Annotated in this window: 15 protein-coding genes and 1 riboswitch; of the genes, 1 reads left to right on the top strand and 14 read right to left on the bottom strand. The window is 32.2% G+C overall.

The window, feature by feature from the left end:
- Positions 1-38 precede the first annotated feature (38 nt).
- From cobM to queC, 9 genes are all read right to left on the bottom strand, one after another.
- The gene (gene cobM, locus KBI38_06545) at positions 39-797 is read right to left on the bottom strand and encodes a precorrin-4 C(11)-methyltransferase (GenBank protein ID MBP8629714.1); all 759 of its coding nucleotides are present in this window, start codon (positions 795-797) and stop codon (positions 39-41) included.
- A gap of 12 nt (positions 798-809) precedes the next feature.
- On the bottom strand, positions 810-1,331 hold the full coding sequence (gene cbiT / locus KBI38_06550) for a precorrin-6Y C5,15-methyltransferase (decarboxylating) subunit CbiT (protein ID MBP8629715.1): 522 nt from the start codon (positions 1,329-1,331) through the stop codon (positions 810-812).
- Positions 1,332-1,382: 51 nt separating this feature from the next.
- Positions 1,383-2,006, bottom strand: coding sequence for a precorrin-6y C5,15-methyltransferase (decarboxylating) subunit CbiE (cbiE, locus tag KBI38_06555; GenBank protein MBP8629716.1), 624 nt, complete (start codon positions 2,004-2,006; stop codon positions 1,383-1,385).
- Positions 1,991-3,088 (bottom strand): cobalamin biosynthesis protein CbiD, encoded by a 1,098-nt coding sequence (gene cbiD, locus KBI38_06560; protein MBP8629717.1) that lies wholly within the window; start codon positions 3,086-3,088, stop codon positions 1,991-1,993. The genes cbiE and cbiD overlap by 16 nt, the downstream gene beginning before the upstream one ends.
- A gap of 119 nt (positions 3,089-3,207) precedes the next feature.
- A riboswitch (cobalamin riboswitch) is annotated at positions 3,208-3,385 on the bottom strand.
- Positions 3,367-4,878 (bottom strand): glycosyltransferase family 39 protein, encoded by a 1,512-nt coding sequence (locus KBI38_06565; protein ID MBP8629718.1) that lies wholly within the window; start codon positions 4,876-4,878, stop codon positions 3,367-3,369. It overlaps the preceding riboswitch by 19 nt.
- A gap of 71 nt (positions 4,879-4,949) precedes the next feature.
- On the bottom strand, positions 4,950-5,933 hold the full coding sequence (locus KBI38_06570; GenBank protein MBP8629719.1) for a flippase-like domain-containing protein: 984 nt from the start codon (positions 5,931-5,933) through the stop codon (positions 4,950-4,952).
- A complete protein-coding gene (locus KBI38_06575; GenBank protein ID MBP8629720.1) occupies positions 5,926-6,777 on the bottom strand; it encodes a ChbG/HpnK family deacetylase in 852 nt (283 codons plus the stop codon). Before KBI38_06575 ends, KBI38_06570 begins: the two co-directional genes overlap by 8 nt.
- 14 nt (positions 6,778-6,791) lie before the next feature.
- Complete coding sequence (locus KBI38_06580; protein MBP8629721.1) at positions 6,792-7,577, bottom strand: GTP cyclohydrolase I FolE2; 786 nt, start codon at positions 7,575-7,577, stop codon at positions 6,792-6,794.
- Positions 7,578-7,596: 19 nt separating this feature from the next.
- A complete protein-coding gene (gene queC, locus KBI38_06585) occupies positions 7,597-8,265 on the bottom strand; it encodes a 7-cyano-7-deazaguanine synthase QueC (GenBank protein ID MBP8629722.1) in 669 nt (222 codons plus the stop codon).
- 211 nt (positions 8,266-8,476) lie between these two features.
- On the opposite strand from queC, the gene KBI38_06590 reads away from it, so the two are divergent.
- A complete protein-coding gene (locus KBI38_06590) occupies positions 8,477-8,656 on the top strand; it encodes an SAP domain-containing protein (GenBank protein MBP8629723.1) in 180 nt (59 codons plus the stop codon).
- A gap of 49 nt (positions 8,657-8,705) precedes the next feature.
- Here KBI38_06590 and KBI38_06595 read toward each other — a convergent pair whose 3' ends face one another.
- The 5 genes from KBI38_06595 to KBI38_06615 form a co-directional block, all read right to left on the bottom strand.
- Entirely contained in the window at positions 8,706-9,968 is a 1,263-nt protein-coding gene (locus KBI38_06595) for an Nramp family divalent metal transporter (GenBank protein MBP8629724.1), read from the bottom strand.
- Positions 9,969-9,987: 19 nt separating this feature from the next.
- Complete coding sequence (gene rmuC / locus KBI38_06600; protein ID MBP8629725.1) at positions 9,988-11,265, bottom strand: DNA recombination protein RmuC; 1,278 nt, start codon at positions 11,263-11,265, stop codon at positions 9,988-9,990.
- Positions 11,266-11,313: 48 nt separating this feature from the next.
- The gene (locus KBI38_06605; GenBank protein ID MBP8629726.1) at positions 11,314-11,700 is read right to left on the bottom strand and encodes a secondary thiamine-phosphate synthase enzyme YjbQ; all 387 of its coding nucleotides are present in this window, start codon (positions 11,698-11,700) and stop codon (positions 11,314-11,316) included.
- A gap of 8 nt (positions 11,701-11,708) precedes the next feature.
- Entirely contained in the window at positions 11,709-12,596 is an 888-nt protein-coding gene (locus tag KBI38_06610) for a hypothetical protein (protein MBP8629727.1), read from the bottom strand.
- A gap of 15 nt (positions 12,597-12,611) precedes the next feature.
- The coding region (locus KBI38_06615) for an HlyD family efflux transporter periplasmic adaptor subunit (GenBank protein MBP8629728.1) at positions 12,612-13,207 on the bottom strand (596 nt) is incomplete at its 5' end.

The following is a 13,207-nucleotide window of genomic DNA, read 5'->3' on the forward strand; positions in this document are numbered from 1 at the left end:
AGCTCCACCCTTGCCTGTCAGATAAATAATGGCTGTACTCATTTTGAAGCATCGCGATACATATGAGCAAACTCCGGGGCATATAATCTAGACAAAGAGTAGCTTGTATTTAAACATTGACCTACAACTATCATTGCTGTACGCATAATATCATTTTCTTTAATTTTTTGTGCAATATCACCTAAAGTTCCTCTAACTATTTTTTCCTCCGGCCAAGAAGCTTTTTGAACAATAGCAATTGGCGTAGTTTCAGTATACCCGCCTTTAATAAGTTCAGTTACTACCTCTTCAATCATATGTACACTTAAGAAAATACACATTGTAGCATTATGACTTGCTAAGCTTGCCAAACTTTCTTTTTCCGGCACCGGCGTACGTCCTTCAATTCTTGTTACAATAACAGTCTGTGAAACATCAGGCAATGTATACTCTTGTTTTAAGGCCGCTGCGGTCGCTAAAAATGAACTAACTCCTGGAATAACTTTATATTCAATATTATGTTTATTTAACTCATCCATTTGTTCTTGAATTGCCCCATAAATACTAGGATCACCAGTGTGTAACCTTACAACCATTTTATTGTTTTGTACACCTTCTAGCATAACAGTTATAACCTCTGCTAATGTCATTGAGGCACTATTATATACTTGCGCACCCTGCTTTACTAACGACAATAATGCTGGATTAACGAGCGAACCGGCATAAATAACAATATCCGCTTCTCCTAATATTCTTTGACCTTTTACCGTAATTAATTCCGGATCTCCCGGACCTGCCCCAATAAAATAAATCTGCATCTCAAATCTCCTCTACATTTTTTCCGAAACTATAATAGTAATCTGATTTAACGCTTGAAACATATTGTAAGTTCCTATATTATTAATTCTATTTATCCCTACCGAAAAAGCTTCAACTTTATAATGTTTTGCTTGTAGGTAAGTTAAAGCATTATATATTGTTTCCACTGTAACTGCATTAACAATGATTTTACCGTTTTTTTTCAGTAATGACGCTGATTGGTCAATTATTGCTTGTAGATTTTTTCCACTTCCGCCAATAAAAATAACATCTGCTTGCGGTAAATCAGCCATTCCTTCTGGAGCATAAGCATTGATAACTGTTATATTGTTAGCTTGAAATTTTTCTGCATTTTTCTTAATTAAATCAATTCCTTCAAGATTTTTTTCCAATGCAAAAACTTTTCCATTCGGTGCTAATAACGCCGCTTCAATCGATAAAGAACCTGTTCCTGCACCAATATCGATAATAATATCATCAGCTTTAATCTTAGCTTTCGCTAACGTTAAAATTCTAACTTCTTCTTTCGTCATCGGAATATTTCCACGAATAAACTCAGTATCTGCTATTCCTATAAAATGCAATTATTTCACCACCATTATACAATGCTTTATTTCTTTATATTGTATTACTTCCGCTAAACTTATATTAACAATATTTTCATCATCATAAGATAGCTTTTCACAAAGCCAAACTTGTGAAGTACTTGGCCAATTATTTTCCAGTAAAATCTCCGCAATTTTTTTTGAATTATAGGTATTGTCAGTTAGCATTCCTAAAACTTTTTCAGGAATATACTCGATTTGTTCTGGGCTAGGGATTCGACCATGAAAACTTAATAGTGTCGCCTCCTGCCAAGCGATTTTAATTCGCGAAAAAGCAACTTGCATTGAACTAATTCCAGGAATTACTTCAATTTCAACAGTGCTAAAAGTTCTTTTTAGTGCTGGCAATAAACTATAATAGCCGGGGTCACCGGAAACTAATACTATCACATCAGCTGACCTTAAGTTTTCTTCAATAAAAGTCATTACCGCAGTTAAATCACCAGTTATATTATATTTTTTAATACCTTCTTGTCCATAAGTGCTAAGCGCTCTGGCACTTCCCACTAATACTTTCGCATTTTTAATCTTCTTTAGGGCTATCGGCAAAAGATAATCTGGCGAACCAGGACCAATTCCCACTACAATTATTTTATTTTGCATCCTAAGCTCCTTCCTAATACTTGAGCTTGTTCATCATACCCTAAAAGGTCTCCTTTAAGCGTAACAATAATACTGCCAACTTTTAATTCACCAAAAGTGTAGCGTTCTGCTCTCAAGCTAATTCGCTGTGCCAAAATATTATAAACTTCGTTCAATTTTGCATTCTCAATTAAGGGAATGGCCGCTTCGGTAGTAGTGCAATTTAATATTGCTCTAATCAAATCTTGATTTGCCCCTAATAATGCTAAATATGCCGCTAGTGTTTCCAGTCTAGCATCAGCAATCCGATTATGTGTATGAAAGATACCACTTGCCATTTTTACCAACTTACCTAAATGCCCCAACACTATCACATTTTTTATATTATTTTTAACAGTGCATTCTAACATATGACCAATAAAATTACTGGTTTGAATAACAAGCTTAGGATCGAATTTATATTTTTCAATGGCAATATCTTGACCAATTTTACCAGGAACTAAAACAATTGTCTCAGCACCTAAAGCTTTTGCTACACTAATTTGTGGCGATAAAGAGTTTTTAAAGGCCTCTTCTGACATTGGTCTAACAACTCCAGAAGTACCAATTATCGACAAGCCGTTTTGAATTCCCAATATTGGATTTAAAGTTTTCTTTGCTAACTCTTTCCCTTTCGGAATACTAACAATTATTTCACAAAAAATAGTGTCAGTATTAATAAATTCTGCCACTGCTTTTTCTATCATTATTCTTGGTCCTTTATTAATAGCCGGCTCTCCCGGTAAAATCTCCAGCCCTGGTTTAGTAACAATACCTACACCTTCACCTGCTATTATTTTTAGACCATTATGAGAATTTTCCTTAACCTTAACTTCCGTAATTATTTCAATACCATTGGTTATATCAGGGTCATCACCAGCATCCTTAATAACAATTGCCTTATAACCATTTTCAGTTTTTATAACACTAAAAATAGGAACTTCAATATCTGCATCTTGTGGTGATTTAATAATAACATTATTGGGATATTCTCCATTAAAGGCTAATAAACAAGCTTTAACACCTGCCGTAACACACGAGCCCGTTGTATAACCACAGCGCATCTCATCCAAAAAAAAACCTCCTGCTTATAGCAGGAGGTAGCAAAAAACAATCGGTACTCCGTTATTTTTCATTACCACCTGCCTATCTTCCGTAGGTACAAATTTTAGCAAACTAAAATTAGCGGTGTGTCAGAATAGGTAGGTCTCCTGGCTAAAATCATCAAATACCTAAGCCTTCCCGGTAAACCAGTGGCACAATATAGATATTCTCCTCAATACAGTGGCGGGACCGCGTCGGTATCAAACCGAACTTCCCTATTAAGCATAAAGTTATGCACCTATTCCCCGTTTTTTATATATTTATAAATAAATTTATTATCGACTTGTTTTACTAACAATAATTTTTGTCGAGTCTGTTCCGGAATTCTCTCATAATCAATATCACGCAAAACAAAATAAGATTGATTTTGTTTTGTTAATAATGCTTCGATATCAGGAATATTGTTTTTGCTAAAAAACAATTCTTCACCATAATAGTTACTATAAAAAGAAAAGCCCGGTCTTAAAAATTTTGATACATAAATTGGACTTTTTTGATCATAATGGTTAATAAATTCTTTAGCCAAATTATTGCTGGCAAATTGTGGTGCAATCGCACCAAAGGTAATTCCATATAACGTCGCTATTATAACTATCATCATGATAACATTGCTGACAAACGCATAATTAAACTTATTTTTATAAATAAAAGAAGTATTAATCAGCAAATTTAATAATAAAACACTAGCAATAATTATAACACTGGTTTCTAAACCAGGCAACTGATTGATATTAAAATATAAAGCGGCAATAAACAGACCATTTAATACCAAATTCAAACTTAACCAACCGACTTGCTTAGCTTTGTGATAATAATTTTGTTGTATTTGCTGTAAAAACCAGCCTGTGATAATTGCTAATGGTGGAAACAGCGGTAAAATATATGATACCAATTTTGTTTGTGAAATACTAAAAAAAATAAAAATAAAAAATACCCAAATATTTAAAAATAATAATTCATTGTATTTTTCCTTAGCTTTAGTTAATGATTTATAAAGAGCTTGAACCATTATAGTTGACCAAGGGAAAAACCCTATTAATAAAACAGGAATGTAATAATACCACAATACCCCACTTGGATGTTCCGGTGAAGTAAAGCGAGTAATATTGTGAAAACCTAAGAAGGTTTCGATAAAAATACTACCATGCGTTAGATACATATAAACATACCATGGAAAAGCCACTATCGAAAACAAAATAAAACCTGTTGGTATTTTCATTTGCTTAATTTCAGTAAAATTCCGTGTTATTAATAAATAAAGTAAAATTATAAATCCCGGAAAAATAATTCCTATTGGCCCCTTAGTCAAGGTTGCCAGTCCGGCAAAAATATAAAATAAATAATATTTTTTTTGCATAAATAAAAACAATGCGACCGATAAAAATAGCGTTAAAGTGATGTCAGTAACCGCCGCTTTACTAAGATAAAAGAATTCAACACTGGTCAGTAATATCAGTGCACTATACATTGCAACTTTTTCATTGAAAAATTTATTCGCAAAATAATATCCTGTAAAAATTAAAACAATGCCTAAAATTGCCGAAGGAAATCTTGCTGCAAAATCATTAATACCAAAGAGCTTATAACTACCAGCAACTAACCAATAATACATCGGTGGTTTATCAAACCAATAATAACCATAAATTTTTGGTGATAATAAATCTCCCGCTGCTAACATTTCTTTGGGACTTTCAGCGTAAACCGGTTCATCAGGATCTAGTAATGGTACTGAACCTAAATTAAAAAACATTACAAATACACTTAGCAATAATAAACAAATTATTGATATTTTTTTATTAAACACACTTTCTACCTCTCAAACTATTTAAGTTGTTTGCTGATAAAATCTTTACCAAAAACTTTAACCGTATAGTAAAACCCAATTGTAAAAGGAAGATATTCAACAATTATGCGCCAAACAACAGCAGCAATTCCTACCGTTCCGGCTGGCACTAAATCGCCAAATAACAACACAAATCCGCCTTCAGCAATTCCCGATCCTCCTGGTGTTGGTGCAAAGTAAAGTAAAATATTTAAAAAGCACATTCTTCCCATCACTAATAGCCAATCTACATTAGCATCAAGGCCTAAAAAAAGAATCGGTACTACACTATAAAGGGCAATTAAACTTAAGCCCGACTCAAAAAAGACCCTCAGCATACTTAACGGTGCGGCCGACAACAATAATACTGCGGCTCTTAAGTCTCGATAAAAGGCATACACACTCCGGCGTCTTTGATAACTAAAGCGCTTTGTTAATTTCAGCACCAAATAGCTAGGTAGCGTCGTTTTAAAAGCTCCGACCAATAACATTATTCCAATAATTACAACAATAGAAATAATAGTTAATTGTTCTTGGGACAGCCATGGCAACAAATTATTGTCAAAGTAAAAAATTATTGGCATACAACATAATAAGAAAAAAATAGAAACCAACGTCCGAACAATAACAAAAACCGTAGCTTTTCCCGTTGGTATGCCAGCTTTGCGCAGAAAGATTAATTGCGCAACAGCTCCACCCGTAGCACCAGGGGTTAACAATGCTAAAAAATAGTTGCCAAAAACAACCTGAACAGCTTGACTAAACTTAATATCTTCGTTGGATATTCTAACCAAATGCATTAATCTAGTCCCATCCAAAATTAAGCCAATCGCCAAGACTAATATCGCTGCAAAAATCGACCAAGGCTTAAAGGAATATAAATTGCTAAAAGTGTTTATGTCTACTGTGAAATATATAACTGAACCCGATATGATGCCAATGAGCATTATCAGACAAAAAATCCGTTTGTAAAATTTATTCATTAACTAAATCTCCAAAAGAAATAAGTTCGATTTTTTGTGCTTTAATTTCTTTTTTAATTCTTTCACTAAGCAATGCCTTCAATTCATCTTGCCAGCAATAATCCCAATAATAATGCTTCTTCATTTCAAAATCGCTTTCGGCAGGATGCATCATGATTTCCGTAATACCAGCAGGAAGATTTTTTATAATCTGCAATAAATACTCTTCCTTCATATTTCCTCCGGCTAGCATTCCAAAAAAATGGTCCGGCATAAAGAGCTTTTTACCAATTTTAAGTCGAGCCATTTTCGCTAAGATTGACAATCCTGTGCGTCCAATCATGCGATTAACAGTCCATGGATAACCACCGGTAAAAAACAACGCTTCGTCCGGAATTCTAATACTTTTTATATTATACTCTTGCGCTAACTGCAAAACGATATCAGTAATTTTCGGTAAAATATGTAAGTGTTGATGGCTATCTAAATGGGTTATTGTAATCCCAGTTTTTTGAACTGCTTTTATTTGGGCTGACAACTCAGCATAAACTTCTTGATAATTTATTTCATTATTAAGCATTTTTTTTATAAACTCAAGATAATTGTTGTGAAATAAATTCTTTGTAGTTATTAAACTTTTTACCTTTGCTATCGGTAAAATCGGTCTTTCATGTACTAGTGTTAAATGAACTCCAATGCCGATTTTTTTGTTTAATATTGCCATTTTAACAGCCTCGTCAAAAAAAGCTCCACTAGGAATAATAGAAGTACTTGTTAAAACTCCTTCTTCACTAGCAGTTATAATACCTTTGTTTACCGAATGATGCAAAGCAAAGTCATCAGCATTTATTATTAATTTCTTCATCTTAGCTCCTAAACCTAATCAATAAACTCTACGTGACTGGCATAAGCACTATGATTATGAATTGACTCGTAATTTTCGCACTCTATTTCAAACCAAACTAAACTTTGTAAAGTTCTAAAGCTTAATACCAAATCTCGTAAAATATCTTCTACAAATTTTGGGTTGTTATATGCAAATTCTGTAACATACTTTTCATCTTCGCGCTTTAATAGGGGATAAATAGGACAGCTAGCTTCCCCTTCTATCATTGCTACTAAATCTTCAATCCAAATGATCTGTTCATGCGGATATTTAATTTTTGCATTAATAATACTCCGTTGATTATGTGCACCAAACGCTGAAATTTCTTTACTACAAGGGCACAATGACGTAACTGGAACTTTTACACCCATTGTAAAATCAAGTTTTTTATTCTTTTTATAGTTAGCTTTAAACACACACTCAATGTCAAGTAAACTTTTCAGCCCACTGACCGGTGCTTCTTTTTCAATAAAATATTTAAACTGCAATTGTAAATGAGCAGAATTAGCTTCTAACTTTTCCGTTGTATCATGTAAAATTTGCTCCATCTCTTTAGAGCCAACCGGCTTTTGACTCCACTCACTCAGTATTTCCACAAAACGACTCATATGAGTTCCTTTATATTGGTGTGGTAAATCAACAGTTAGTTTTATTTTCGCTAAAACCGATTGAAACGAACCATTTTTTGTTTTTATTAAAAAAGGCAAAAAAACATCATTAATTCCTACCTTTTGAATTGCAATGCCTCTATCATCAAGTTTGTTTTGAACATCTTTCAATAAGCTCACTCCATTTATTTCATTTGTATTTAATTGGATCACTAATACCAGCTTCCTCGAAGCCTTTTAATCTTAACAAACAACTATCACAAACTCCACAGGCTTTATCTGTACCACTGTAACAACTATGTGTTAATTGTAATGGTGCCTTTAAACTATTACCTAACAAAACAATTTCTTTCTTTGTTAAATTAATTAAAGGAGTTTCAATTTTAATTTTTCTATTGTCTTGAATTGCTGCTTTAGTAGAATAATCCGCTAAATCTTGAAATAATTTTATAAATTCCGGTCGACAATCAGGATAACCAGAATAATCAACGGCATTAACTCCAATAAATATCCTATCAGCACCTACTGCTTCAGCATACCCTAAAGCATAACTCAAAAAAATCAAATTTCGTGCCGGGACATAAGTATTAGGGATTTTCGCTTCTGTAATATTATTAGTCGGAACATCAATATCAAGATCCGTCAAGGAACTTGTTCCAAACTCATTCATATTAGTTTCTATTATGAAATGTTTTTTTACATTATAATGTTTCGCTACACTTTTAGCACTATCCAATTCCACACTATGGCGCTGATGATAATTAAAGCTTAGCGGATATAGCTCGCAGTTTTGCTCTTTTGCTACAGCCATACAAACCGTAGAATCAAGGCCACCAGATAATAATACTATTGCTTTCATACTTAAAGACTCCTTTGCGGGTAGACAAGTATTCATACCCAAGTTAATCAATTATATAATTTTTAACCAATAATTACAATCATCACAATTGTTCCATTACTTATTTTTACAATTTTTATTATAGAATTATCATAAACTAGAACTTTATGGAAGGATTTTTAAAATACATCTAGAATTAGTATATAAATTATATATAAGGAGAGTGTTTTAAATGACTTTAAAAGAAGTTCAACAAATTGCGAAAAACATGGGCATTACCCCCAAAAAAATGAATAAAACACAACTAATTCAAACCATTCAAACTCAAGAAAATAATACTCCTTGCTTTTCCTGTGGGGACAGCTCTTGCCAAGAGTTTGATTGCTTATGGCGTGAAGATTGTATTAAATAAAGTTTTAAATAAAGTTTTAAAAGAGAGCATCAATTGATGTTCTCTTTTTTTATAAGCCTAAAATATCTTTTAATAACATAATATTTAATACTGCTACAATTGCTCCAATAAGCACTAAAATTATTTTCTGTCTACGATTATTAGCATACTTACCCATTATTTTCGGCGAAGATGTTAAATATATTTGCAGAAAAATTGTCCATGGTAGTTGGATACTAAGTGCAACTTGCGAATAAATTAATCCCTGAAATGGATTATCGATAAAAAACAAGATTATTACCGCACAAAAATATGTTAAAATAACGCCTAAACTAGTGTGCTTATCTTTTATATTATAACTTTCTTTAAAGATACCTGCAAATATACTGCCTGAAGCCATTCCCGCAGTGATGGTCGAAGCAATTCCTGCAAACAATAATGCTATCGCAAAAATAATCGCAGCACTATCACCTAGTAATGGTTTTAGCATAACTTGAGCTTGTTGCAATTCGGCTATTTCAACATTATTACTAAAGAAAATAGCTGCTGCAATTAAAATCATAGCACTATTAATCGCCCAGCCAACCCCCATTGAAAATAGTGTATCCATAAATTCATACTTTAATTGTTTTTTTATAATATTCTCATCTGCTAAATTCCATTGGCGACTTTGAATAATTTCTGAATGTAAAAATAAATTATGGGGCATTACCACTGCACCTAAAACACTCATTATTACCGGAATAGAGCCTGACGGAAAACTCGGTGTTACCCAACCAGCCAAAGCTTTGCTATAATCTAAATTTACCATTGATAATTCCACTAAAAAAGCAATGCCGATTAATGAAACAAATCCGATGATTATTTTCTCTAATTTTTTATATGAATTAGACCATAATAAATATAAACAAAAGATTGCCGTTAACACTACCCCAATCTTTATTGGTAGATGAAACAACATATTAAGGGCTATCGCACCACCTAATAATTCTGCTAGCACAGTAGCAATAGCTGCAAGAACCGCTGAAGCTAACAGGCTACGCGATATCCATGGCTTTAAATACAAGGTTGCCGCTTCTGATAAACATAATCCGGTTACAATTCCTAAATGTGCTACATTATGCTGTAACACAATTAACATTATTGTTGACAAAGTTACCATCCATAATAAGGAGTAGCCATAATCAGCACCAGCGGCAATATTAGAGGCCCAATTACCAGGATCAATAAAACCAACGGTAATTAATAAGCCTGGCCCTAAGAAGCGCAAAAACTCTCTAGCTTTTTTACTAGTAGCATGAGTAATTTTTAATTGCGAAAAAAAATTATTCATTTTCCAGCTCACTTTCTTGTTAGTCATTTAATAATTTTTCACTATTTTCTGCTGAAACTTCCTCAACATTTTTTAGTTTACGCTCAATATTTCTGGTTTTTTTAGCAGCAGTATCAATGGAGTTACTAGCTTCTTGTAATTTTTTATGGGTTTTTTCTAGCAACTGTCCAAATTTATTAAATTCCGTTTTTACCGCTCCTAACACTTCCCATACTTCAGAACTTCTTTTTTCTATTGCTAAAGTTCTAAAGCCCATCTGCAAACTATTTAATAAGGCCGATAAAGTTGTCGGTCCAGCTATAATAATTTTATATTCTCTAATAAGTAAATCACATAAATATGGTATTCTTAATATTTCTGCATAAAGACCTTCTGTTGGTAAAAATAAAATTGCAAAATCAGTAGTGTAAGGTAAACAAATATACTTTTCCGCAATAGTTTTTGCTTCTAATTTAACTCTATTTTCTAAAGCCTTAGTATACTTATCAATTTCTTCAATATTAGCTTTTTCTTGAGCATCAAGTAATCTTTGATAGTCTTCTTGTGGAAATTTCGCATCAATCGGCAACCATATATTGTCAACTTCAACCGACTTTCCAGGTAATTTCAGGGCAAATTCCACACGATCTTTAGTATGAGGATTAGTATTAACATTACTTTCATATTGATCAATTGTTAGTAATTGCTCTAAGATATTCCCTAATTGAATTTCTCCCCAAATTCCTCGCGTTTTAACATTTGTTAAAACGCGTTTTAAATCGCCTACACCATTTGCCAAAGACTGCATTTCACCAATACCTTTGTGGACTTGTTCTAATCTGGCACTAACCATATTAAAACTTTCACCTAATCTACGTTCTAATGTAGTATTTAACTTTTCATCAACAGTTTTCCGCATTTCTTCTATTTTAGAATTGTTATCTAGTTGCAATTCTTTAAGTTGCGTTTCTACCATTTGACGCATTTTATCCAGCTTTGTCTCATTAATCTGGGTCAAAGACTGTAATTGATTTGCAAAACTATTTAGCAAGTCTAATTGAATTTTAGTATTTTCATTTACTCTATTAATAATACTTTCATTGAAAATATTAATATTTCGGTTTACTTCTTCACGTAATTCACGTTGATTAACAAGATTATCATTACGATTTCTAGAAAACTCATCAAAAATCTTTTTTTCTAGTAAATTAATTTGTTGCAACAAATTATTATTAGTATTGTTTATTTTTAAACTAATTCTGGTAATAATAATTATTGTTAGTACCAAGATCAAATTCAAAATTACAGTATAGTCCATATAGTTTCTCCTGTTTAATAAGCTCTCGAAAAATCGAGAGCTTATTTTTTAACTTATTATATTAACATAAACAGAGCGTGTTCTCGGTCCATCAAATTCACAAAAATATATTCCTTGCCACTGACCTAAGCATAATACACCATTATCAATCGGAATATTAATAGAAGCACCCATTAAACTAGCTTTTATATGGGCAATAGTATTTCCTTCATAATGACGATACTTCAATTTAGGCACAATTTTATCAAGACCTTCTAACATATCAGTTACAACATCAGGATCAGCATTTTCATTAATAGTTATGCCAGCAGTGGTGTGTGGAATATAAACATTACAAAGACCTTTTACCACACCACTTTCCCTAACAAATTTTTTTATTTCAATACTTATATCTAAAAAGCCTTCGGCTGGTGTTTGTATTTTAATGTTATTCATAGTCAACCTCATTTATTTAAAGTTGTTACATATTCCAAAAACCACTCTACCCAAATATCAGAAAAACCAACTTCATTTATTAACTCAAAAACATTTCCCACTCGTTCTTGCTCTAAAAATAAATTAATTTTATCAACTGATATCGAAAAATTATAATAAAAATATCCGGTGGAGTTTTCTGTTGGCATTAAAACAGTATATTCATTATATAACTCATCTGATAAAGATTCATAAACGGAATTATCAATTTGCACAAATAAATTCAATTTATCTTGTTCTAACAACGTTAATTTTCCCTTTAACAACGCAATTTTATTAGTAATATCATATTCATAATTAGTTAACAACTCATTTATAGAAAAATCATTACTACATAGATTTAACAAGTAATTTCTAATATCCAAATACGTATTTAACTCTAAATTTTTAACGTCATCTAATGTCTCTATGCCACTTAACCATTTTTTTATCGTTTCTGTCATCAATTCTTTAGCATCATTTATTAACGCAATATCAGCATCAAAAATATCTTTCGCCATCTTATAAACTTCTTGTTGTGCCGGTAATTTACTATATTCTTTAGCAAAACATTCTTGACAAAAGCCATTTTGTCGATAAATATAGTTTTCACCTTTATTAGGTTTGTTCCATTCTAGCCCTAGTGTTTGGTAAATACTCTCTTGTTTAGCCAATTTATCTTTAGTAATAAACACATTAGTATCATTTTTGAATGTAGTAATAAAATTATTATTACAACTTAGACAACAATTATGTCGTTCTGAAATTGCTAACTCTAAATAATTATTTTTTTTCGGAACAATAAAATGATATGGTACTCTTTCAATAAAAGCATAGCTAAATAAATTTTGTAAATCCGTTGTTATACTACGTTGCATTTTACACCTCATACCTTATAAATGAACAATTACTTTTGCCATCTGCCCAACTTCATAGTCACGCAATTTATCTTTCGGCAAAATAATTTTAATTAACATTACATTTCGCTCCTTATCATCTGTTACTGTTGTAATATCGGCAATAGTTCCTTCAATAAAAGCACTGTTATTAAAATAACATTCAACATACTGCCCAATTTTTATTTTTTCATTTTGTACAACCGATGCTTCTATGAAGATATTTTCATCTGCTATTATTTCCATCACAGTATCGCCAGCTTTAATATTATGTTGAGGCTCAATATCCATTAATTTAACTTTACCTGCAACTGGTGCAATAATCTCAGAAAATTTATTAGTGAAATTCAAACCTTCCATCGCTGACTCTAATTGCCTAATCTGAATTGTTGCCGTTTCTAGCAGCGTATCTTTTACAGCCACATTAGTATTATTGACTACAATATGCTCTGAAGGAGCTATCGCCAGTGCTTTATTATAATCTTCAACCGCTTGGTTATATTGATTTTTACTAATTGCCCCTAATGAAAATAGTTTTTCCATCTTTTCTTTATTAGCTTTCGCTAACTCAATTTCCGCACTATTTGAGTTAA

The sequence above is a fragment of the Negativicutes bacterium genome (genome assembly GCA_018052945.1).
Lineage (GTDB): Bacteria > Bacillota > Negativicutes > JAGPMH01 > JAGPMH01 > JAGPMH01.